Source organism: Kitasatospora sp. NPDC059827, assembly GCF_042731675.1.
Lineage (GTDB): Bacteria > Actinomycetota > Actinomycetes > Streptomycetales > Streptomycetaceae > Kitasatospora.
Map to the genome: position 1 here is coordinate 142,612 of NZ_JBHWIV010000004.1, position 21,954 is coordinate 164,565.

15 protein-coding genes, 3 tRNA genes and 1 pseudogene are annotated in these 21,954 nt (G+C 74.5%); 9 read left to right on the forward strand and 10 right to left on the reverse strand.

Translation table 11 applies throughout. The features are described from left to right. Positions 1-34 precede the first annotated feature (34 nt). Both ACFV8H_RS04220 and ACFV8H_RS04225 read left to right on the forward strand, forming a co-directional pair. Complete coding sequence (locus tag ACFV8H_RS04220; protein ID WP_380396435.1) at positions 35-907, forward strand: DUF1906 domain-containing protein; 873 nt, start codon at positions 35-37, stop codon at positions 905-907. Positions 908-1,060: 153 nt separating this feature from the next. Next, the gene (locus ACFV8H_RS04225; protein WP_380396436.1) at positions 1,061-2,722 is read left to right on the forward strand and encodes a long-chain fatty acid--CoA ligase; all 1,662 of its coding nucleotides are present in this window, start codon (positions 1,061-1,063) and stop codon (positions 2,720-2,722) included. Positions 2,723-2,782: 60 nt separating this feature from the next. On the opposite strand, the gene ACFV8H_RS04230 is transcribed toward ACFV8H_RS04225, so the two are convergent. Further along, positions 2,783-6,253, reverse strand: coding sequence for a PAS domain-containing protein (locus tag ACFV8H_RS04230; RefSeq protein ID WP_380396437.1), 3,471 nt, complete (start codon positions 6,251-6,253; stop codon positions 2,783-2,785). A 177-nt stretch (positions 6,254-6,430) separates the two neighbouring features. Between ACFV8H_RS04230 and ACFV8H_RS04235 the strand changes: the two genes are divergently transcribed. The 3 genes from ACFV8H_RS04235 (at position 6,431) to ACFV8H_RS04245 (ending at position 6,891) form a co-directional block, all read left to right on the forward strand. Beyond that, positions 6,431-6,524: transfer RNA gene (locus ACFV8H_RS04235), tRNA-Ser, on the forward strand. 184 nt (positions 6,525-6,708) lie between these two features. Then, positions 6,709-6,784, forward strand: a tRNA-Arg gene (locus ACFV8H_RS04240). Positions 6,785-6,815: 31 nt separating this feature from the next. Continuing rightward, positions 6,816-6,891: transfer RNA gene (locus tag ACFV8H_RS04245), tRNA-Arg, on the forward strand. Between the two features lie 74 nt (positions 6,892-6,965). Here ACFV8H_RS04245 and ACFV8H_RS04250 read toward each other — a convergent pair. Then, on the reverse strand, positions 6,966-8,168 hold the full coding sequence (locus ACFV8H_RS04250; protein ID WP_380396438.1) for a globin domain-containing protein: 1,203 nt from the start codon (positions 8,166-8,168) through the stop codon (positions 6,966-6,968). Positions 8,169-8,182: 14 nt separating this feature from the next. Then, complete coding sequence (locus ACFV8H_RS04255; RefSeq protein ID WP_380396509.1) at positions 8,183-8,593, reverse strand: globin domain-containing protein; 411 nt, start codon at positions 8,591-8,593, stop codon at positions 8,183-8,185. A 346-nt stretch (positions 8,594-8,939) separates the two neighbouring features. Between ACFV8H_RS04255 and ACFV8H_RS04260 the strand changes: the two genes are divergently transcribed. From ACFV8H_RS04260 to ACFV8H_RS04270, 3 genes are all read left to right on the forward strand, one after another. Further along, positions 8,940-11,918 carry an Ig-like domain-containing protein gene (locus ACFV8H_RS04260; protein WP_380396439.1) on the forward strand — a complete coding sequence of 993 codons (2,979 nt, stop codon included), beginning with the start codon at positions 8,940-8,942 and terminating at the stop codon, positions 11,916-11,918. Between the two features lie 195 nt (positions 11,919-12,113). Continuing rightward, the gene (locus ACFV8H_RS04265) at positions 12,114-13,397 is read left to right on the forward strand and encodes an SPFH domain-containing protein (protein WP_380396440.1); all 1,284 of its coding nucleotides are present in this window, start codon (positions 12,114-12,116) and stop codon (positions 13,395-13,397) included. Then, positions 13,394-14,365 carry a C40 family peptidase gene (locus ACFV8H_RS04270; RefSeq protein WP_380396441.1) on the forward strand — a complete coding sequence of 324 codons (972 nt, stop codon included), beginning with the start codon at positions 13,394-13,396 and terminating at the stop codon, positions 14,363-14,365. The genes ACFV8H_RS04265 and ACFV8H_RS04270 overlap by 4 nt, the downstream gene beginning before the upstream one ends. Before the next feature lie 56 nt (positions 14,366-14,421). On the opposite strand, the gene ACFV8H_RS04275 is transcribed toward ACFV8H_RS04270, so the two are convergent. After that, on the reverse strand, positions 14,422-15,375 hold the full coding sequence (locus tag ACFV8H_RS04275; protein ID WP_380396442.1) for an aldo/keto reductase: 954 nt from the start codon (positions 15,373-15,375) through the stop codon (positions 14,422-14,424). 155 nt (positions 15,376-15,530) lie between these two features. Between ACFV8H_RS04275 and ACFV8H_RS04280 the strand changes: the two genes are divergently transcribed. Continuing rightward, entirely contained in the window at positions 15,531-15,734 is a 204-nt protein-coding gene (locus tag ACFV8H_RS04280; protein WP_375882615.1) for a hypothetical protein, read from the forward strand. A gap of 54 nt (positions 15,735-15,788) precedes the next feature. Here ACFV8H_RS04280 and ACFV8H_RS04285 read toward each other — a convergent pair whose 3' ends face one another. From ACFV8H_RS04285 to ACFV8H_RS04310, 6 genes and pseudogenes are all read right to left on the reverse strand, one after another. After that, complete coding sequence (locus ACFV8H_RS04285; RefSeq protein WP_380396443.1) at positions 15,789-16,790, reverse strand: endo alpha-1,4 polygalactosaminidase; 1,002 nt, start codon at positions 16,788-16,790, stop codon at positions 15,789-15,791. A 22-nt stretch (positions 16,791-16,812) separates the two neighbouring features. After that, positions 16,813-17,508 carry a spherulation-specific family 4 protein gene (locus ACFV8H_RS04290; RefSeq protein ID WP_380396444.1) on the reverse strand — a complete coding sequence of 232 codons (696 nt, stop codon included), beginning with the start codon at positions 17,506-17,508 and terminating at the stop codon, positions 16,813-16,815. Then, positions 17,505-18,422, reverse strand: coding sequence for an NAD-dependent epimerase/dehydratase family protein (locus ACFV8H_RS04295; protein WP_380396445.1), 918 nt, complete (start codon positions 18,420-18,422; stop codon positions 17,505-17,507). The genes ACFV8H_RS04290 and ACFV8H_RS04295 overlap by 4 nt, the downstream gene beginning before the upstream one ends. Positions 18,423-18,547: 125 nt before the next feature. After that, positions 18,548-19,249 (reverse strand): annotated as a pseudogene (locus tag ACFV8H_RS04300) (NDP-sugar synthase); the annotation flags it as partial. Positions 19,250-19,322: 73 nt separating this feature from the next. After that, complete coding sequence (locus ACFV8H_RS04305; RefSeq protein ID WP_375882606.1) at positions 19,323-20,315, reverse strand: SDR family NAD(P)-dependent oxidoreductase; 993 nt, start codon at positions 20,313-20,315, stop codon at positions 19,323-19,325. Between the two features lie 80 nt (positions 20,316-20,395). Then, a complete protein-coding gene (locus tag ACFV8H_RS04310) occupies positions 20,396-21,949 on the reverse strand; it encodes a hypothetical protein (RefSeq protein WP_380396446.1) in 1,554 nt (517 codons plus the stop codon). Positions 21,950-21,954 lie beyond the last annotated feature (5 nt).

Sequence of the window (21,954 nt, forward strand, 5' to 3'; positions counted from 1 at the left end):
CGTTCGTCCGACGGTCCGTCAGTATCAAGGCCGGGTGCGCTGTCTCCGCCCGGCGGCCTTCCTCGCCGCCTCCCTCGTGCTCCTGCTGGCCACCGGCGGGACGGGCGTGAGCGCCGAGGCCTCCGTCCCGGCCGCCGCCGCCCTCCCGCGCATCCGGGCCGTCCGGCTCCCCGACCGGATCGGCCCGCCCCGGTTCCGCGACACCTGGAGCGGCGCCGCCTTCGACGTCTGCACCGCCCCCTCGACCGACGCCCTGCGGGCCTGGCGCGCCGCCTCCCCGTACGGGGCGGTCGGCATCTACGTCAGCGGCTCCCAGCGCGGCTGCCCCCAGCCCCGGCTCACCGCGGACTGGATCCACCAGGCGCGCTCGATGGGCTGGCGGTTCCTGCCGGTGCACGTCGGCCTCCAGGCGCCGTGCGCCGATCCGAGCCGCAAGCCCCGGCGGATCGACCCGGCCGAGGCCGTCCAGCAGGGCCGGGACGAGGCCGGCGAGGCCGTGCGCGCGATGCGCTCACTGGGCTTCGGCCGGGGCGCCCCGGTCTACCTGGACATCGAGGCCTACCCGATGCACGACGCCGGCTGCGGCCGGGCCGTGGTCGACTTCACCCTCGGCTGGACCCAGGCCCTGCACGCGGCGGGCTACCGCTCCGGCTTCTACTCCAGCCTCGACTCCGGCGTCGCCGACCTGGCCGCCGCCGCCCGGGCCGGCAGCGCCCCGCTCCCGGACGCCGTCTGGTACGCCCGCTGGGACGACCACGCCGACACCGCCTCCTCCGGCCCGCTCGGCCCGCAGCTCTGGGCCTCCCACCAGCGCGTCCACCAGTACCACGGCAACGTCCAGGAGACCTACGCCGGCGAGACCCTCACCGTCGACCGCGACCGGGTCGACGGCCCGACCGCCGGCTGACCGGGTACGTCCGGCCGGTCCCGTGATCCGTGCAACGGGTTCCGGATGCTGACAGCGGGCGGACGGAACGGCACAATCGGGCACGTCCACGCGCATTACCGCCCGGTAGGAAATGCCGTGGCACCGCCAGTGCCGCCAGGTCGAGGAGGACCCGTGTTCAGCACGATGCAGGACGTACCGCTCACCGTCGCCCGGATCCTGGAGCACGGGTCCACCGTCCACGCCCGTTCCACCGTCACCACCTGGGACGCGACCGGTCCGGTCGTCCGGACCTACGCCGAGGTGGGCGCGCGCGCCGCGCAGCTGGCGCACGCGCTGCGCGACGAGCTCGGGGTGACGGGCGACGACCGGGTCGCGACGCTGATGTGGAACAACGACTTCCACCTGGAGGCGTACCTCGCCGTCCCGGCGATGGGCGCCGTGCTGCACACCCTGAACCTGCGGCTGCCCGCCCAGCAGCTGTCCTTCATCATCGACCACGCCGCCGACCGCGTGATCGTCGTCAACGGCAGCGTCCTGCCGCTGCTCGCCGCCGTGCTGCCGCAGCTCGCGCCCACGCTCAAGCACATCGTGGTGGCCGGCCCCGGCGACCGCTCGGTGCTGGCCGGCTTCGTCGGCGGCGTGCACGACTACGAGGAGCTGATCGCCGACCGGCCCACCGACTTCCCGTGGCAGCGGGACATCGACGAGCGCCGGGCCGCCGTGCTCTGCTACACCTCCGGCACCACCGGGGACCCGAAGGGCGTGCTCTACAGCCACCGGTCGATCTACCTGCACTGCATGCAGGTCAACACCGGCGACAACTTCGCCTTCACCCCGCGCGACACCGCCCTGCCGGTGGTCCCGATGTTCCACGTGAACGCCTGGGGCATCCCGCACGCCGCCTTCATGTCCGGCGCCAACCTGCTGATGCCGGACCGGTTCCTCCAGCCCAAGCCGATGGCCGAGATGATCGCCGCCGTCCGCCCCACCGTCAGCGCCGCCGTCCCGACCATCTGGAGCGGCCTGCTGGACGAGCTGGACGCGGGCGACTACGACACCTCCAGCCTGCGCATGGTCGTCATCGGCGGCAGCGCCTGCCCGCCCTCGCTGATGAAGGCCTACGACGACCGCCACGGCATCCGGGTGCTGCACGCCTGGGGCATGACCGAGACCTCCCCGCTCGGCTCCTTCGCCCAGCCGCCGGGCGGCCTCACCCCCGAGGAGGAGTGGCCGTACCGGATCACCCAGGGCCTCTTCCCGGCCTCGGTCGAGGCCCGGCTGATCGGCCCGGGCGGCGAGCGGATGCCGCACGACGGCGTCTCGGCCGGCGAACTGGAGGTCCGCGGCCCGTGGATCGCCGCCGCCTACTACGGCGGCGCCGGGCAGGACCCGGTCCGCCCGGAGGACAAGTTCTCCGAGGACGGCTGGCTGCGCACCGGCGACGTGGGCACCATCACCGCCGACGGCTACCTGACCCTCACCGACCGGGCCAAGGACGTCATCAAGTCGGGCGGCGAGTGGATCTCCTCCGTCGAGCTGGAGAACGCCCTGATGGGCCACCCCGAGGTGGCCGAGGCCGCCGTGGTCGCGGTGCCGGACGAGAAGTGGGGCGAGCGCCCGCTGGCCACCGTGGTGCTGCGCCCGGGCGCCGCCGTCGGGCTCAGGGAGCTGCGGGCCTTCCTGGCCGGGCGGATCGCCTCCTGGCAGCTGCCGGAGCGCTGGGCGATCGTCGAGTCCGTCCCGAAGACCTCGGTCGGCAAGTTCGACAAGAAGGTGATCCGGGCCAGCTACGCGGCCGACGAGCTGGACGTCACCACGCTCGGCAAGGAGTAGCGGACACACCGGAGGGCCGGCCCCGTACGGACGGGGGCCGGCCCTCCGGCACGTCCGGGCTCAGCCCGCGGCGGCGACGCCCGCCTCGCCCATCGCGCCGATCCGCCCGAGCAGGTCGACGATCCGGGACTGGACGTCCTCGCTGGTGGAGCGCTCGGCGAGGAACAGCACCGTCTCGCCGGTGCGCAGCCGGGGCAGTTCGCGCGGGTCGAGGTCCACCGAGGTGTAGACCACGAGCGGGGTGCGGTGCAGCCGGTCGTTGGCGCGCAGCCAGTCCAGCAGTCCGATCCGGCGGCGGCGGATCTGGAACAGGTCCATCACCACCAGGTTGGGCTGCACGCTGCTGGCCCGGGCGACGGCGTCGTTCTCGTCCACCGCGTGCTCGACGTGCATGCCGCGCCGCTCCAGGCTGCTGATCATGGCGGCGGCGATGTCCGGATCGCCCTCGACCAGCAGCACCCGCGGGGCGTGGTGCTCGCCGTCGCGCGGGGCCAGGGCGCGCAGCAGCACGGCCGGGTCGGCGCCGTACGCGGCGTCCCGGGTGGCCTGGCCGAGGCCCGCGGTCACCAGCACCGGGACCCGGCTGTTGAGCGCCGCGGTGCGTAGCGACTGCAGCGCGGTGCGGGTGATCGGGCCGGTCAGCGGGTCGACGAAGAGCGCCGCCGGGAAGGCGTTCGCCTGGGCGTCCACCTCCTCGCGGGAGCGGACGATCACCGGCAGGTAGCCGCGGGCCTGGAGCGCCTGGCCGGTGGCCGGGTCGGGCTCGGGCCAGACCAGCAGCCGGCGGGTGTTGGCCAGTTCACCGGACGCGGCCTGCGGCTGCTCGGCGTCCGGGCGGTCGCTCCGGGCTGCGGGCAGTTCGGCCAGCGCGCGCGGCGCGGCCGGTACGGGCGGCTGCGGGGCGACGGGCACCGGGGCGGCCGACGGTCGCGGCGGCGCCAGTTCGGCCAGTCCGCTGCCGACCGGGCGGGGCCCGCCCGGCTCCTCGGCGGCGGGCAGCGCGGGCCGGGCCGGCTCCAGCGCGCCGCCGGTCTGCGGGGCGGGTGCTCCGGCCGGGGCGTCGGCGCCGGGCCCGGGCGGTACGGAGAGCCGGCGGCGGCGGCCGGTCGGTGCGACGGCGGGTTCGGCCGGGGCGGGTGCCGGACCGGCGGGCAGGGCGTGTTCCAGGCCGGGGTAGACCGGGGTGTCGCCCACGCCGGGGAGCGCGAAGCCGCCCGAGGAGTCCTCGGCGGAGGGCAGGGCGCGGCGTCTGCGCGGCTTGGCCTCGCCGCCGTCCTCGGCGGTGCCGTTCGGCTGCGGTTCGACGGGAGCGGACGTGGGAGCGGAGGCGGGGGCGGCGTCGGCGGGCGCCGGGCCGAGCGCCAGCGGCTCACGGCCGGCCGGCCGGCTCTGCGCGGGGCGCGCGCCCTCCACGGGTACGGCGTAGGCGGGGCCGGAGCGGCCGTCGTCCTTGCCCCAGGGGTCGCTCTGCGCCGCCTCCGGGGCGGTCGGGCCGGGGCGGCCGTAGGCGGGGTCGTTGCCGGTGCCGTTCCACTGCTCGGGGACGGCCCGCTCGACCCGGGCGGGGGCGTTCGGCCACTGGTCGGCGGGAGCGGCCGGGGCGGAGCTCCCGGAGGGCCCGGCTTCGATGGCGGGCCGGCCGCGGCGGCCGCGGCGCTCGGCCGGGGCCTCCTCGGCGGGTGCCTGCTCCGGTTCGGCGGCCTCCCGGGTGACCGGCGCGTCGCCGGGGCGGCCGGAGCCGGTCGGGGTGCCGGTGGCGGTCGGGGTGCCGGAGGCGGAGACGGGGGCGGGCCGGGTGGACTCGGCGGCGTCGCCGCTGGTGGGCAGCTGCGGAATGCCCGGCAGCTCGGGCAGGACGGCGCTGTCGCCCTCCTTGGGCCGGTCCGAGCGGCCCTCGGCGGAGGCGCGTTCGGCGGCGGCCTTCGCGGCGGCCGGGTCCAGCGGCAGCTCGACCACATAGGTGGTCCCGGCCTTGCCGGGCAGCTCGTGCGGCTGGAGCACGCCGCCGTGGCGCTCGACCACCGCGCGGGCTATCGGCAGGTGGACGGGGCTGCCGCCGACGCCGGGGCCGCGGATCTCGACCCGGGCGACCTCGCCGCGCTGGGCGGCGGCCAGGACGACGGTCGGCGGTTCGGCGGGAGCCGGCGGGGTGGGCGGGCCGCCCAGCCCGGGCACGGACAGTCCGGGGACGGACAGTCCGGGGGAGGGGGCGGTGGGGGCGTCCAGCGCGAGGCCGGTGCCGCTGACGTCGGCGACCAGGTGGGCCAGCGCCTGGGCGAGCCGCCGCTCGTCGGCGATCACCTCGACCGCGGCGGCGTGCACCGAGAAGCGCACCCGGCCGGGGCCGACCAGTTCGCCGGCCTCCTCGACGGCCCGGCGGACCACCTTGTCCAGGCCGACCGGGACCTGCTTCGCGGTCCTGCGCCCGCCCTTGCCGTCCTTGCCGTCCTTGCCGTCCCGGCCCTCGGCCGGTGCGCCCTCGCCGGCCTCGGAGCGCTGGTGCTCCAGCACGCCGTCGATCAGCTTGCCGAACCGGCGGCACTCGTCGGCGAGCCGGCGCAGGGTCCAGTTGGCCTCGGGCCAGAGCTGCCCGGCCGGGTCGGCGGCGAGGCGGTCCAGCCGTTGGTTCAGCGCGCTCAGCGCGCCGCCGAGCTCGTTCTCCAGGACGGCGGTGAGGTGCTCGTTGCGGGCGACCAGGGCGAGTTCGCGGCTGCGGTCGGTGAAGGTCATCACCGCGCCGACCAGTTCGTCGCCGTCCCGGACCGGGGCGGTGGTGAGGTCGACGGTGACCGGGCGGCCGTCCTTGCGCCACAGCACGGTGCCGCGCACCCGGTGCTTGCGCCCGGAGGTCAGGGTGTCCAGCAGCGCGGACTCCTCCAGCGACAGCGGGGTGCCGTCGGCCCGGGAGTGCTGGATCAGCGGGTGCAGCTCGCGCCCGCCCAGCTCGCTCGCCCGGTACTCCAGGATGTGCGCGGCGGCCGGGTTGACCAGGACGCAGCGGCCTTCGAGGTCCACGCCGAGCACGCCCTCGGCGGCGGCCCGCAGGATCATCTCGGTCTGCTTGTGCTGGCGGCGCAGTTCGGTCTCGACGCCGAGCCGCCCGGAGAGGTCGCGGACCAGCAGCAGGAGCAGGTCGGAGGACGAGGAGGCGCGGGGGCCGTCGCGGTAGGGCTCGTAGGGGGAGCGTCCGTAGCCGTCGCCGCCGTCGGTGGCGAAGTCGTTGCCGGAGACCTCGACCGGGAAGGTCGTCCCGTCGGTGCGGTGGGCGGTCATCCGGACCGGACGGTCCAGGGCGTCGGCGTCGCGGGTGGCCGGGCGCATCGAGCCCGGGATCCGGCTGGGATCGAACTCGGGCAGCAGGCCGAGCACGCCCATGCCGACCAGCGAGGTGCCGGGCGCCTGTAGCGCCTGGACCGCTGCGCTGTTGGCGTCCACCACGGTGCCGTTGCTGTTCACCAGCAACAACGCTTCGGGCAGGGCGTCGAGTATGGCGTCGAGGCGAGCAGCGCCTCGGATCGGCCTGCTGCTCACGTCGACAGGTCTCCTCGGCTCAAGGCAGCTCCTCCGGAGTCGGCAGTATCTCATTCTTCTTTGCGGCGGGAGTGACCCGCCTAGTAACGTTGGCGGTGGTTGGTGCCGAGCCCCACGGTTGTGGCATCATCACTGACACACGGAACGGGTCCGCTCGCGCGGGTACGGTCCATGTGGGGAGGCTTCGCCTAGTCCGGTCTATGGCGCCGCACTGCTAATGCGGTTTCGGGGTTATTCCTGATCGAGGGTTCAAATCCCTCAGCCTCCGCCAGCCGGGGAGCCCCGTCGACGATCACGTCGGCGGGGCTCTTCGCATGTCCGGGGCCCGTTCGCCGGCCGGCCGGGACGGGGCCCCGGGTGGCCGTCCCGGGGTCGGATCAATCGATTTCGTCCTACGTCGCAGGTCATGTAATGTTGTCCACGCAACGCCCCGGGGGCATGGTTCACCAGGGCGAGCGCTCATAGCTCAACGGATAGAGCACTTGACTACGGATCAAGAGGTTGCAGGTTCGAATCCTGCTGAGCGCACCAAACTCCGCAAGATCGGGTTCGCCCGTTCCTTGCGCTCATAGCTCAACGGATAGAGCACTTGACTACGGATCAAGAGGTTGCAGGTTCGAATCCTGCTGAGCGCACCAGCGAGAAGCCCCCGGCCACCGGCCGGGGGCTTCTCCGTTTTCCGGGCACGGTTTCCGCCGCTGAGCGGCGCCGGTCACTCCAGGTCGGTCCGGTTGATCCAGGGCACGTCCCGGCGGTCCAGGAACCAGTCCGAGCTGGTCAGCGGCCGGGCCCGGTTGAAGGTCACCGGCGCCGGGTCGTGCCGGACCAGCTCCGGGGCGGCCCCCAGGGCGAGCAGCAGTCCGGCCAGCTCGGCGACCAGCTCCGGCGGCCCGGAGAGGTGGACCTCCCAGCCGGTGAAGTCGCCCTGCCCGAGCAGCGTCTCCCGCAGCAGCGCGGTGGTCTGGCCCGGGCCGGTGGGCCGGTCGGGGGCGGCGGTCAGCACCCGCAGCCGGGCCTGGCGGGTGAGCATCCGCCGCACGGTGTCCAGGTCGTACTGCCCCGCCGTCGACCGGGCGGCCAGCAGCACGGTGGCCACCCGCTCCGGCTGCCCGGCGGCGAGCTCCTCCAGCAGCGCCTTGGTCTGCCCCCAGCCGCTGCCCGCGGCGACCAGCAGCAGCGGCCGGTCCGAGGCGGGGGCGAGCACGGCCTCGCCCAGCGGCGGTCCGAGCCGCAGCAGCTCGCCGGGCATCACGTCCTCCACCAGGACCGGGCTGAGCAGCCCGCCGGGCACCCGCCGCACGTGCAGTTCCAGGCTGCCGTCCGGGCGCGGGGCGTTGGCGAGCGAGTACGGCCGCCAGACCCGGGGCCTGCGGGGGCTGCTGAGGGTCACGTACTGGCCGGCCGTGAAGGGGTACGGGCGCATCGGGGCCAGGGTGAGCACGACCAGGTCGGGCGCGGCCCGGCGGCGGCGGGCCACCTCGGCCTCCCACCAGGCGGGGTGGTGCTCCGGGAGCTCCCCGGCGGCCCCGCACATGATCCGGGCGATCACGGTGTAGGCCTCGGACCAGGCCCTCTCGGTCTCCGGCGTCCAGGAGTGGCCGGAGCACTGCCGCAACGCGGCGATCAGGCTGGCCCCGACGGCCGGGTAGTGCTCGGGCGCGGCCTGGAACTTCCGGTGGTCGCGCCCGAGCGCCCGCAGGTACGCGGTGAGCCGCTCGGGCTCGTCCAGTTGCAGCACGATCCGGGTGAGCGCGGCGAACAGCCGGTCCCGCTGCTCGTGCAACTGGGCCGGGAAGAGCGGACGCAGGCCGGGGTTGTGGCTGAACAGGTGGGCGTAGAAGTAGGTGGTCAGGTGGTCGGCCCGGCGTTCCACGACGGCGAAGCTGGCGCGGATGACCGCGGGGTCGAAGGCCACCACGCCGCTCCCGGCTAGACCGACCGGGCTTCGGTGAGGGCCGCGCCCATGGTGTCGCTGACCACTCCGTAGACGGCGGTCCAGGCGGCCTCGGCCTCCGGGGTCCACGCGTCGCCGGCGTAGTGGGCGAGGGTGGCGAGCAGGCTCGCGCCGACCGCCGGGAAGTGCTCCGCCAGCGCGCCGTACCGGGCGTGCCGCGCGCCGAGGTCGCGGAGCAGGCCGACCACGGTGTCGGTGTCCTCCAGGTGGGTGACCAGCGCGCCGAGGGCGGCGAACAGCCGGTCCTGCTGCTCGCCCAGGTGCTCGGCGAAGAGGCCGCGGACACCGGGATTGTGCTCGAACAGGTGCTGGTAGAAGTATTCGGCGACGACCGGGCCGTGGGGCTCCACCGCGGCGAAACTGCGCTTGACGAGTACGGGGTCCATAGTCACGGTGCCCGACTCTACTGAGCAGGCGGGTAATTCGAACAGCGTTCCTCGATGAATGGTCAGGTACCGGACACTGGTGTCCGTCTGATCAGCCGGAATTACCCTCTCTCCGCCATTCGGGTGGGCCCGAGCGTTCCCGGCGGGATCCATTGCCGCCTAATGGATGAAATGCAGTCGTTTCGGGTACATCCCGTCCTGCCGCCCGGATGGCCGCCAATCGGGTGGGACGCGGCCAAAAGCGCAGGTGTCGGAGTATGACCGGTCCAGGATCGTGATTCCGTTTTGTCGGATCTTGTGCCCGGACTGCCCGCCGCCCCGGCAGCCGACCGTGAAGGAGAGCCGGATGAGCCGACAGTTTCCCCGCACAGCTGCCGTCCTGGCCGTTCTCACGGCCGGGGCGCTGAACGGTTGGAACGCCCCGCTCTCGGCGGCCCGGCAGGCCCCTGATTCCTGGTCGGCCGAACACCGGGCGGTGCTGCCCTCCGGACTCTCCGTCCAGCTCGACCTCACGGCCGAAACCGGAACGGCGGTCACCTCCGAGGCGGGCCGATTGGCGGATCGTTCCGGAGGGGGGCGTTCCGTCGGGTACGCGGACGGAATGCACGCCGGAGACCCGGCCCAGACCTTCCTCCTCACCCCCGACCGTCCGCAGACGGACGGTTCCTGGCGGACCGTCGGAACCCTCCGGCTGGGTTTCTCCCGGCCGGTCCGCAATCCCCGGCTGCACCTCAGCGGACTCGCCGCCGTCGCCACCGGGAATTCCGGCACCACCAGCACCGCGGCCCGACTGACCCTCACCGGCGGATCCCCCGCCGCCCCCGGCCTGATCGGGCGCACCGACTGGCCCGGCTGGACGGTCGACGGCAACGCCCTGGCACCCGCAGGCACCGACGGCTCCACCGACGCCGCCGCGGGCTCCGCCGCCGAGGGCACCCTGGAACTCACCGGGACGGTCCGCACCGCGGTGTTCCGGATCGAGCAGCGCTCCACCCCCCGGGCCGGCAGCACCACCGCGCCGCCCGTCCTGCGGCAGGCCTACACCGTCACCGTGGACGAGGATCTCGGCACCGCGCCGCAGGCCTACGGCAACGCCTCGCACGTGCTCTCCGACCTCTTCCTGGGCGCCGACGCCACCGGCCCCGGCCACCGCGACCGCCGCCGCCCCGCCGCCGCCCCGGCCGACCGGCCGCTGGTCGAGCTCGACCACGACGCGGTCCGGCGCGGCAACCCCTTCGCGAGCCTGCCCGCCGGCCCGGCCGGCAGCCCGCCGCCGCCCAAACTCCAGCCCGGCCGCGGCGAGTACCAGGGTGCCGACCCCTCGCTCGGCTTCCCCGACGAGGCCGCCATCGGCCGGTACTACCGGGTCACCGTCCCGGTCGCGGTGGGCGACCAGCCCGCCACCCTGGCCGGCTGGATCGACTTCGACCACAGCGGCCGGTTCGACCCCGCCGACCGGGTGCAGACCGAGATCCCGGCCGGCGCCGACACCGCGACGCTGGAGTGGACGGTGCCGGCCGGCGCCGCCTCCGGCGACACCTGGGCCCGGCTGAGGATCGGCCGCGACACCACCCAACTCGTGCCCTCCGGCGGCTTCGCCGACTCCGGGGAGGTCTCCGACCAGCGGATCAAGCTGACCGTCGGCGCCGCCCGGCCCGAGGTCGCCGAGCCGGTCGACGGCACCGTGCTGGCCGACGCCCGCCCCAGGATCAGCGGTGAGGGCGCCGTCGCCGGAGCCTCGATGGAGATCCGGGACGGCGACACCGTGCTCTGCCGGGCCAAGGTCGAGCGCAAGGGCGACTGGTCCTGCCGCCCCGGCAGCGCGCTCGCCGCCGGGCCGCACTCCCTGACCCCGGTGGAGACCACCACCGGCGGCGTGGTGCTGCGCGGCGAGCCCGCCAAGGTCACCGTGAAGACCACCCCGCCGACCGCGCCGGTGCTCACCCTCCCCGCCTACACCAATGACCCGGGGCTGCAACTCACCGGCACCGGCGAGGCCGGCAGCACCGTCTCGGTCACCGACCGGTCCGCCCCCGCGTCCACCCCCGCCTCCGCCGAACTGTGCAGCAGCGCGGTCCACCCGGACGGCGGGTGGTCCTGCCTGCCGGTCGAGAACCTGGCCGACGGCAGCCACCAGCTCGCCCCCGTCGCCGTCGACGCGGCCGGGAACCGGACGCCCGGACAGCCGGTCGCGCTGGTCGTGGACACCGTGCCGCCGGACAAGCCGGTGCTCACCGCGCCCGCGCCCGGGGAGGTCCTGCGGGTCAGCCGGCCCAAGCTCGCCGGACGGGCCGAAGTGGGGGCGAACGTGCAGGTCGCGGCCGCTCCGACGGCGGGCGGCGACCGTACGGTGCTCTGCGGGGCCACGGCGGCGCTGGACGGGAGCTGGAGCTGCACCGCCGGCCGGGACCTGACGGACGGGGAACAGTGGCTGACCGTCACGGTCACCGACCGTGCGGGGAACGGGACTTCGGCGGATCCGGTGCGGGTGCGGGTGGCGGCTGCGGGGGTGGTGAGCCCTTCGGCGGCGAGCTCTCCGGCGGTCAGTCCTCCGGCGGTCAGTCCTCCGGCGGTCAGTCCGTCCGCGACCGGTCCTTCGGCAGTGAGTCCTTCGGCGGTGAGTCCTTCGATGGTCGGTCCGTCAGGGGCGGTTCCGTCGGGGGCGAGTGGGGCGGCGTCCGTGGCGGCGAGTGCGAGCGTGAGTGCGAGCCCGTCGGCTTCGGCTTCGCCGTCGGCGGTGGTGGCGCCGACGGTCGTCGGGTCGCCGAGTCCGAGCGAGGTGCCGGTGTTCCCGCCGATTCCGGTGGGGCTGCTGCCGGTCGTCGTGCCGCCGGTGGTGCCGTCGGTGCTGGTGGCGCCGGCGACGCCCCCGGTGCCGGTGCCGTCGGTGACGTCCGTCCTTGCGGTCCCTGCGGGGGCCTCGGCCGCTCCGACGTCCCCCGGGGCTTCGGCCCGTCCGCCGGTTCCGTTCGTTCCCGCCGTCTCCGCCGTCCCCGCCCCGCCGTCCGGGAGTGCGGTGCCGTCCCCGGGCGTCGGCTCGTCGAGAGCCCTGGCCGCCTCGCCCGGCGGCCGCCCGGCCCCGGTGGCCGCGTCCCCGTCGGAGGTCGCCGCCGAGCCGCCGTCGGCCGCTGAACAGGAAGGATCCAGGGCGAGCGGCACCGCTGCCCGGCCGTTGCCGGCACCCCCGGCCGAAGGGGCGGCGGCCGTCCGGCCCAGGGAGGCCCGCCGGCACGGCCTGCTCGCCGGGGTGCTGCTGGTGCTCGCCGGAATCGGGCTGATCACCCGTCGGGTGTTCGCCCGTGGATCCGGTGCCCGACGGCGCTGACCTGCGCCGAACCGTCCCGACCAACCGACCATGTGCCTGCGCGTCAGGTCAGCTTTGGACGATTCGTCAGCAATTGTCGACACACCTCGGCTCAAATGTCGCATTTGATGACGTATGAACTTAGCCTGACTCTGGCACTGCCCGTCAGATCCGGGCCGCCCGTTGCGCGACACACCAGACCCAGAGGATCCGTGCATGGACGTCACCCGCGATTCTTCGCAGCGACCCGACCACCTGCCCAAGGCGTTCCCCCCGGCCCTGCCGGAACGTTCCGCCTCCGGCGCCAGCCCGCTGCCCAAGGTCTCGACCGTCAAGGCATCCAAGCCGGTCGGCCCGGCCGGCCCGGTCGACGGCGGTCCGGCCACGGCCCCGCTGGCGGTCGTCCCCGCGCCGTCCCCGGCCGGTCCCGTCGACCGGCGGGACCCGCTGGAGGCCGTCGCCCCGGAGACCGTCGAGCTCCCCGAGCTCGGCCCGGCCGATGCCCCCGCCGTCGCCACCTCGCGCCGCCCCCCGCGGGCGGACCGGGCGCTGCGCGAGTACACCGCCGCCGTCCTGCCCGGCTGGGTCGCGCTGCTGGTGGTGCTGCTCGGCCTGGCCGCGGTGGGCTACGTGCTGCTGCGCACCGGCGTCCTCCCGCGCTGGGACGGGCTGCCCGAACTGCGCAGCCCCGCCGCGCTGGCGAGCGGCCGGGCCGGGATCGACGCCCAGGCCATCGCCGCGGTCAGCGCCGCCGGGCTGCTGGTGGTGCTCGCCCTGGCCGGCCTGCTGGCCAACGCGGGCGGCGAGACCCGGGTGCTGAGCCGCTGGGGCCGCTACCGGGGCACGGTGCGCAGAACCGGCCTGGTCTGGGTCAACCCGCTGCTGCGCCGCCGCCGGGTCGACGTGCGGCTGCGGCACTGGCGCAGCGAGCCGGTCAAGGTCGTCGACCGCACCGGCACCCCGATCGTGGTCCGGCTGCTGATCGTCTGGCGGGTCAAGGACACCGCGCGGGCGCTGCTGGCGATCGAGGACCACGAGAGCTACCTGCGCGAGCAGGTCCAGGCGGTGCTCACCCGCACCGCCTCCACGCTGCCGTGCGACAGCAACGCGGCGCCCGGCCCGGCGCTGCGCGACGGGCAGTGGTTCGCCGACGAGCTCACCCGGGCGCTGGCCGCTGAGGCGGCCCCGGCGGGCCTGGAGGTCTACTCGGTGCAGCCGCTGGCGCTGGACTACGCGCCCGAGGTGGCCGAGTCGATGCGCCGCCGCCGGCTGGCGGACCTGGACGCGGGCCTGCGGACCGTCCTGGTCGACGACGCGGTGGAGGCGGCGGCGCTGGCCGTCCGGCGCCTGGAGCGCGCGACCGCGCACGAACTGGACGAGGCCGCCCGCAGCGCGCTGATGGAACAGCTGCTGGTCGCCTTCGTCGCCCCGGCCGGAGTGGCCGCCTCGGTACCGCCCCCGGCCGCCCGGGCCGGGCGGAAGGAAGGACGACCCGCATGAGGATAGCCACCGGCGCGTACGCCGAACCCGGCACCGGCTCCGACGCCGATCCTGGTCTGATCGGCTTCGAGGAGCGCCTGGGCAGCATCCCCGCAATCACGGGCTGCGGCTGCCCGAACTGCGCGGCCCGGCCGCGCACCGCCCGGGACGCCGCGGTCGGCGGTGGCAGCCGAATACACCGGGCCGTGCGAAGTACCTGCCTGGCCACCACCGTGCTGGCGGGTGCCGGCGTGGTCGGCCTGACGGCCGGTGCGGGCTCCGCGCAGGCGGCGGCCGGCAAGCAGGGCTGGGACGGGTCGAAGTACTGGTTCAAGAACGGCAGTGGTCAGTGGCGTTGGACCAGCCACTACGACGTCTACGCCAGTCGAACCGGCCAGTCCGGCTCGTCCGGTTCGAAGACCGTCTCGAACGGCTCGGCCTCCTCCTGGGGCCTGCGCCAGGGCTGGGACGGGTCGAGGTACTGGTTCAAGAACGGCAGCGGCGAGTGGCGTTGGACCAGCCACTACGACGTCTACGCCAGTCGCACCGGCCAGTCCGGCGGCGGATCGGACCAGGGCTCCGGCGGGTCGGGCAGCCGCCCGTCCCCGGACACCACCCCGACCGCCGGGACCACCGAGGCGGCCGTCGACTACGCGCTCGCCCAGCTGGGCAAGCCGTACGTCTGGGGCGGTGACGGTCCGTCCGGCTACGACTGCTCCGGGCTGGTCCAGCAGGCCTTCCGGCGCAGCGGGATAGGCCTGCCCCGGGTGGCCGACGACCAGTACGCGGCGACCACGCCGATCAGCGCGGGCCAACTGCGCCGCGGTGACCTGGTGTTCTGGTCGGACAGCGGCCGGGCCTCGGGGATCCACCACGTGGGGATCTACCTGGGCGGCGGAAAGTTCGTCGAGGCACCCCGGCCGGGCAAGACCGTTCGGATATCGACGCTCAACTCGGGCTACTACCCGACCCACTTCGGGCGGCCGTAGCCGGGGAGCACACCGGGCCCCCGACAGCACGCCGCTGTCGGGGGCCCGGCGCGTGCTCAGGCGGAGGCGTCGGTGAGCAGGGCGGTCTGGGCGGGGGTGAGGGTGAGGGCGGCGGCGGCGAGCAGCGGGGGGAGCTGGTCGACGGTGCGGGCGCTGGCGATGGGGGCGGCGACCGTGGGGCGGGCGGCGAGCCAGGCGAGGGCGACGGTGGCGGGCTCGACGCCGTGGTCGGCGGCGACCTCGTCGAGGGCCGCCAGGACCTTGGGGCCGCGCGGCTCGGCGAGGTAGCGGGTGGCGCCCTCGGCGCGGGCGCTGTCGACGCCCGGGCCGCCCGGGCGGTACTTGCCGGTGAGGAAGCCGGAGGCGAGCGCGTAGTAGGGCACGGTGGCGAGGCCGTGCTCGGCGACCACCTCGGCCAGCGGGCCCTCGAAGGTGCCCCGGGACACCAGGTTGTAGTGGGGCTGGACCGCGACGTACGCGGCCAGGCCCTCGCGCTCGGCGAAGGACAGCGCCTCGGCGAGCCGCTCGGCGGAGATGTTGGAGGCGGCGACCGCCCGGACCTTGCCCGCGCGGACCAGCTCGTCCAGCGCCGTCACGAACTCCTCGACCGGGGTGTCGTCGTCCCGGTGGGTGTAGTAGAGGTCGATGTGGTCGACGCCCAGGCGGCGCAGCGAGCCCTCGACGGAGGACTTGATGGTGGCCGCGGCCAGGCCGGTCGCCTCGGGGTGGCTGCCGACCTTGGTGGCGATCACGATGTCGTCGCGGTTGCCCCGGCTGCGCAGCCAGTCGCCGATCACCGTCTCGGACTCGCCGCCGGTGTTGCCGGGCGCCCAGGCGGAGTAGGCGTCGGCGGTGTCGACGAAGTTGCCGCCCGCGGCGGCGTAGGCGTCGAGCACGGCGAAGGACTGCTGCTGGTCGGCGGTCCAGCCGAAGACGTTGCCGCCGAGGGAGAGCGGGTGGACGGACAGGTCGGAGGTGCCGAGGCGGACCCGGCTCTGGTTTCCGGTCATGCCCGCAGTCAACCAGGCCTGTGCGGCGGGCCATTCCGTCGGTCACACGGATTTCACGATCCGGTCGTACCGCCGTCGCACGCGCGGGTGGCGGGTTCGCCCGGAGAGGGGTCCGGGGTGTGCCTGAGGTGGGCGGATTCGTTAGAGTCCCTGCCATGGCTGACAACGACTACGACCCCGCCGGTAACACCCAGATGTTCCGGGCGTTCGTCGACGAGAGCCCGGCGCGTCCGGCACCGGGCTCCGTCTCCACCTACGGCAGCAGCAAGACCGGCGGCAGTCGCACCGGCGTGATCGCGCTGATCGCCGTCGTCGCCCTGGTCGTCCTGGGCGCCGTCGTCTGGCTGGCGGTCAAGTGACCCTCGCGCGGGTGGCCCCGGTGAGGGTCACCCGCGCGACGGGAAGTACCGGCCTCAGCAGGGCTTGCGCCAGGCGTTGAGGTCGAGCTTCTTCTGCATCGAACTGAACCCCAGGGCCTTGGTCTTGGCGCAGAACTGGTCCGTGTCGAGCTTGTACTCGACGTGGAAGACCGCCTTGCCCGCCTTGACGAAGGGCGCGACCCGGTCGCACTCGTCGAACTGCGAGCACTCCTCGTTGACCGCGAAGTCGAAGTCCGGCAGCAGCGCGGAGATCTGGTCCAGGTCGTTCTTGAGGCCGATGGCGAGGCCGCGTTCGTGGGCGAGCTGGGCCAGCATCCGGTTGTACTTGATCTGGTCGTCCGGGGTCAGCGGGAAGCCGCTGTTCTGGTTGTAGGCCTCGATGGTGTCCGGCTCGATGGCGTCGAAGCCCTTGCTCTTGCACATGTCGAAGCGGGCCGCCATCAGCGGCCGGAGCTGGTCGAGCTTGCGGATGTCGAACCACTTCTCGCCCTTCCAGCCGGTGTCCGAGCCCTGCAGGGCCTTGGCGAAGGCGGCGGAGTCGGGGCGGAAGTTCTCCCAGGAGCCGGCGTTGATGTAGCAGATCACCTTGCGGCCCTTGGCGTGCAGCGCGGCGACCACCGAGGCGTCGTTCTCGAAGCCGTCGATGTCGTAGACCGGCACGTCCACCGACTGGTCCACGGGGCCGCCGCCGAGCTGCCACTGCCAGGTCTGGCCCGGGGTGGGCTGCCAGCGGGCGCCGGCCGGCGGCGGGGTGGTGGTGCCGGGCGGGGTGGTGCCCGGCGGGGTGCCCGGGGCGGTGGTGCCGCCCGGGGTGCCCGGGGCCGAGGTGGTGCCGGGGTCACTGGGCGTGCCGGGGGTGCTGGGCGCGGCGGTGCCGGGAGTGCTCGGCGCGGTGGCCGTGGGCGAGGCGCTCTGGGTGCCGTCGGCCGAGTCGTTGTCGTCCTCCGAGCCCGAGCTGCTGCACGAACTGACCAGCAGCGCGGTGACGGTGGCGAAGGCTATGGCGGCGGGCAGCAGCCGGGTACGGCGGTTCACGGTAGTCGAACTCCGGATCGGGTCAGGTCAGTTCAGCGGCGGTCAGGCCGTGCGGCAGGGTACGCCAGGGGTTGTCCCCGGCGCCCGGTACGGCGCAGCCGACGCCGGCTCGCCGGGCGGTGATCAGTGCGGAGGCGTCGCGGGCGGACTCGGCGGGGACGTCGTAGACCAGGTGGCAGAAGCGGGAGGCCGCGTGGCGGCCGGTCCACAGCGGCAGGGTCATGGCGCGGTACGCGTCCCAGTCGCCCTCGAAGGTGACCAGCAGGTCGGCCAGGCCGACCTCGGCGTACGCCGGGTCCGGGTGCTCGCCGTGGCCGAACACCACGGTGCCGCAGCCGGCCGCCCGGGCCGCCGTGGCGAGGCGGCGGTAGTGCGCCAGCGCGCCCGGGTGGGTGGCGACCTGGTCGAGGTACACGCCGGTGATGCCGTGGCGCTGACGGTACGTCAGGATGTCGTCGACCACGGCGGCGTGCGGCCGGCGGCCGTAGTCGGTGTCGGCGTAGCCGACCAACGGCAGCCCGGCGGCGCGGAGTTCCTCGGCGGCATCGGCGAAGACGTGGTCCGGAACCTCGCCCGGACCGTCCGCGAGGTTGAGCACCACGGCGGCGATCCGGGCGGGGTCGGCGGCGGCGACCGCCCGCCAGGCCGCCGGGTCCACCGCGGGGTGGACGTACAGCGGCACCAGCAGGCGGCCGTCGGGGGTGGTCCCGGAGGTCATGCGACCACCGGGGTCGGCGTCGGCTCGGCGGTGCTGAGCCAGAGGTCGCGCAGGGTGTCGGCGAGCCCGGTCTCCGGGTGCCAGCCGAGCTCCCGGGCGGCGGCCGACACGTCGGCCTGCTGCCAGGAGACCGCGGCCGAGCGCTCGGAACCCGCCCCGCTCTCGTCGATCCGGCCGGTGAAGCCGGACGCCGCGACCAGGCCCTCGGCGATCGCCCGGACCCGCTGGGCCCGGCCGGAGGCGAGGTTGAGCACCCGGGGCAGCGGGCCCTCGGCGGTGACGGCGAGGCCGACCGCCCGGGCGATGTCCCGGGCGTCCACGAAGTCCCGGTAGGCGGAGAGGTCCCCGACCGTGACCACGGCGTCGGCGCCCTCGGGCGCCGCCCGGCGCAGTTCGGCCGCCAGCCGACCGGGCAGTGAGCCCGCCGGGGCGCCCGGACCGACCGGGTTGAACACCCGCAGCACCACCGCGTCCAGCGGCGAGCCGGCCACCGCGAGGGAGCCGGCCAGCTTGGTCGCGCCGTACACGCCCACCGGACGGGCGTCGGCCTGCTCGGAGAGCGACTCGCCCTCCGCGCAGACGCCGTACTCGCCGGCCGAACCGACGTGCACCAGGCGGGCCTTCGGGGCGCCCAGGGCGAGCGCCTCGCAGAGCACCGCCGGTCCGCGGGCGTTCACCTCGGCGAGCTTGACCGCGCTGCCGGCCACCGCGCCGGCGAAGTTGACCACCACGTCGGGGGCCAGCGCGGCCAGTTCCTCGCCGAGCGGGCCGGCCTGGGCGGTGCCCAGGTCCAGCCGGAGGTCGTGGGCGGGCCGCCGGCCCGCGGTCAGCACGGTGGCCCCGGGCAGTGACCGCAGGACGGCGGTGGCGTGACGGCCCAGGAAGCCGTCGCCGCCGAGCAGCAGGATTCTCACGCGGCCCGTCCGTCGCTCTCGGCGCCCGCGGCGGCGGGCTGCTCGGCCGTGTCGTCCGGGGCGGTGCGGGCGGCCGGGAGCGGCAGTTCCGCGACGCCCGGCACGGTGCCGGCCGACTCGAAGGGCATCAGGACCGGGCGGATCGAGGAGAACTCGGCGTTCGCCCGGTCGTAGTCGTCCGGGCGGCCGATGTCCAGCCAGTAGCCGCCGAAGTCGTACGCGGCCGGCGGGGTGTCGGCGGCCAGCAGGTCGAGCACCAGCTCGTCGAAGCCCAGCGGCAGGCCCGGGGTGTACTTGGCGAGCGCGGAGCGGGAGACGCCGTACACGCCCATCGAGACCCGGTAGTCGATGCTGGGCTTCTCCTGGAAGCCGGTGATGGTGCCGGACTCGGCGGTCAGCACACCGAAGTCGATCTTCACCTGACGGGCGTAGGTGGCGATGGTCAGCGGGGCGCCGGACGTCTCGTGGTGCTTGAGCACCCCGGCGAAGTCCAGGTCGGTGAGGATGTCGCCGTTCATCACCAGGAAGTGCTCGGGCAGGCGGTCCTGCATGGTGAGCAGCGGGCCCATGGTGCCGAGCGGGCTGTCCTCGACGGCGTAGCCGACCCGCAGGCCCCACTGGGAGCCGTTGCCGACGTAGGCGCGGATGATGTGGCCGAGGTGGCCGATGGCCAGGGTGACGGTCTTGAAGCCCGAGGCGGCGAGCTGGCGCATCACGATCTCCAGGATCGCGTGCTGGTCGCCGATCGGGACGAGCGGCTTGGGAAGCGCGGTGGTGTAGGGGCGGAGTCGAACGCCCTTACCGCCGGCCAGGATCACTGCGTGCATGGTGTTTCCCCCACGGAAAGGATGTGCAGGCCACGAACCTTGGTAACCAGGACGAGCATGATCGTTACGGCGGTCAGACGTTGTAGATGTCGGTCTTGTAGCGGGCCAGGTTGGCCGGGTCGCGGAAGAACTCGATGGTCTGCTCCAGGCCCTGCTCCAGCGTGAACTGCGGCGCCCAGCCGGTGGCCGTGCGCAGCCGGGTGGCGTCCGCAACCAGGCGCATGACCTCGGAGTTGGTCGGACGGATGCGCTGCTCGTCCTCCTTCACCACCAGGTCGACGCCCATCAGCTTGCCGACCAGGGTGACCAGGTCGCCGACCGAGATCTCGCCGCCGGTACCGGCGTTGAAGGTCCGGCCGACCACGGTCTCGGCGGCCGCGGTGCCCACCGTGCGGAAGGCGTTGGCGGTGTCCTTGACGAACATGAAGTCGCGGGTCGGGCGCAGGTCGCCGAGGGTGATCTCGGTCTGGCCGGCCGCGACCTGGGCGATCACGGTCGGGATGACGGCGCGCATCGACTGGCGCGGGCCGAAGGTGTTGAACGGGCGCAGGGTGACGACCGGGGTCTCGAAGCTGGCGTGGTAGCTGTCGGCCAGCCGGTCCCCGCCGGCCTTGGAGGCGGCGTACGGGGACTGGGTGTTGATCGGGTGGTCCTCGGTGATCGGCACGGTCTGCGCGGTGCCGTAGGTCTCGCTGGTGGAGGTGTGCACCAGGCGCGGGATCTCCAGGTGGCGCACGGCCTCCAGGACGTTCAGGGTGCCGGTGACGTTGGTGTCCACGTACGAGTGGGGGGCGCTGTAGGAGTACGGGATCGCGATCAGGGCGGCCAGGTGGTAGACCGCCTCGGTGCCCTTGACCAGGCCGTTGACCGAGCCCGGGTCCCGGACGTCGCCGAGGACGATCTCGACCGAGTCCAGCACCTCCGGCGCCAGGGTCTCCAGCCAGCCGAAGGAGGAGAAGGAGTTGTACTGGACCATCGCGCGGACGTGGTGCCCGTCGGCGACCAGGGTCTCGACGAGGTGGGAGCCGATGAAGCCCTCGGCTCCGGTAACCGCGACGCTGCTCATGCGTTTTCGCTTTCTCGTTTTCGGGAGCGGCCGGACGTCTGAGCACGGCCGGCCGGTGGTGCCTCGAAGGAGGCGGATTATCAGCGGTGTTGGGTGGTGCGGCCGAGCGCGGGCCCGGCGGTTGCGGTGAGGACGAGGGCGGCCGCCCCGCAGCCGATCAGCTGCAGGACGATCGGGTCCGCACCGGTCAGCAGCCCGACGCTCTCGGCGGTCGCGGCGGCCAGACAGATGAGGGCGGTGCTCCAGCTGAACCCGAAGGCGTTCAGCAGCAGCGCCAGCCAGAGCGAGCCGCCCAGGAGCAGCATCGCGCCGAGCTGCGGCACGCCGAGCGACGGGGCGCCCGGCCACAGCACGGTCGCGGCGGCGTCCAGCGCGGCCACGGTGGTGAGGTAGATGAACAGGCAGCCGAGCAGGATCCCGCCGGTGCGGCGGGTGAACTGCCCGGTGGTGTGGCTGGTGCGCAGCGCGGCCACGGCCATCGCCCGGTAGCGGAACAGCAGCCACTCGGCGAGGCCCAGGCTGAGCGTCAGGGCGATCATGGCCGGGCCGGTCGGGGTGGTCCGCACCTCGTGCACGGCGTGCGCGCCCTGGGCCGCGGCGTGCACCGCGGGCCCGGCGGCCCGGACGGCCTGGTGGATGGTCTCGCCGAGCCCGGCGATCAGCGTCAGCGCACCGCAGGCCAGGCCGAACAGCAGGTGCGGGACCTCCTGGCGGATCGGCAGCCTCAGCTCCACGCCGTCCCGTTCGCCGCCGCGGGCCGCGACCAGCAGCTCGCGGACGGCCAGGCCGACCGCGAGCACCACCGAGGCGAGCAGCACGACCGTCCGGACCAGCTCCGGGACGTCGACCGCCAGCACCACGCCCGCGCCGACCGAGGCCGGGGCGAGCGCGAGCAGCAGGAACTTCTCCCGCCCGAGCACCAGCAGCGCGGTGGCGGCCGCCAGGTAGCAGGACTGGCCCGCGGCGAACCACAGGGCGCCGAGCGGACCGCCGACCACGTACGCGGACGCGGCGGCCAGCAGCGCGCCGACCGGTGCGCCGACGGCCAGGCAGACCGCGGCGTCCCGGCGGCGCAGCCGGCTCAGCCAGCGGTACGCGCGGTGCGCCAGGGCCTGGTTGAAGCCCCAGCTGACCAGCGTGGCGATGGACAGCGCGAGCATGCCCGAGGGCAGGCCGAAGCGCATCCGGGTGGTCGCGAACAGATTGGCACCGAGCAGGTAGCCGAGCCCGGGCAGGGCGAACACCAGGCCGCGCACCACGCAGCGCCAGGGATCGGCCCGCCAGGGGTTGGCGAACTCGGAGCTCGGGCCGGGGTAGCGGCGCTCGACCTTCTCGAACAGCTCCTCGGCGACGGTGAACGCGTCGGGGCGGCCGTACAGCAGCGCGGCCTGCTCGTCGGAGAGGCCGTCGGACTCCAGGAAGGCCGCGATCTCGTACGGGTGGACGGCGTCGGCGCAGACGTCGCGCAGGCGCTCGGCCAGTTCGTCCAGCGGGTCGTCGGAGAGGCCGAGCTGCTCGGCGGGGTCGGGCTCGGCCGACGGGGCGGGGCGGCGGAGCTTCAACGGCAGGGTGCGCAGCTGCATCGTCCGCTCCGCGCCGCCCTCGTCGGGGACCAGGCGAATGGGACCGCTCATGCGCA

Excerpts from the sequence above, each read along its gene's own strand:
- ACFV8H_RS04280 (WP_375882615.1), top strand. The coding sequence starts at position 15,531 with ATGGCTGACAACGACTACGACCCCGCCGGTAACACCCAGATGTTCCGG.
- ACFV8H_RS04270 (WP_380396441.1), top strand. The coding sequence starts at position 13,394 with ATGAGGATAGCCACCGGCGCGTACGCCGAACCCGGCACCGGCTCCGAC.
- ACFV8H_RS04310 (WP_380396446.1), bottom strand. The coding sequence starts at position 21,949 with ATGAGCGGTCCCATTCGCCTGGTCCCCGACGAGGGCGGCGCGGAGCGG.
- ACFV8H_RS04255 (WP_380396509.1), bottom strand. The coding sequence starts at position 8,593 with ATGGACCCCGTACTCGTCAAGCGCAGTTTCGCCGCGGTGGAGCCCCAC.
- ACFV8H_RS04265 (WP_380396440.1), top strand. The coding sequence starts at position 12,114 with ATGGACGTCACCCGCGATTCTTCGCAGCGACCCGACCACCTGCCCAAG.
- ACFV8H_RS04260 (WP_380396439.1), top strand. The coding sequence starts at position 8,940 with ATGAGCCGACAGTTTCCCCGCACAGCTGCCGTCCTGGCCGTTCTCACG.
- ACFV8H_RS04290 (WP_380396444.1), bottom strand. The coding sequence starts at position 17,508 with ATGACCTCCGGGACCACCCCCGACGGCCGCCTGCTGGTGCCGCTGTAC.
- ACFV8H_RS04275 (WP_380396442.1), bottom strand. The coding sequence starts at position 15,375 with ATGACCGGAAACCAGAGCCGGGTCCGCCTCGGCACCTCCGACCTGTCC.
- ACFV8H_RS04305 (WP_375882606.1), bottom strand. The coding sequence starts at position 20,315 with ATGAGCAGCGTCGCGGTTACCGGAGCCGAGGGCTTCATCGGCTCCCAC.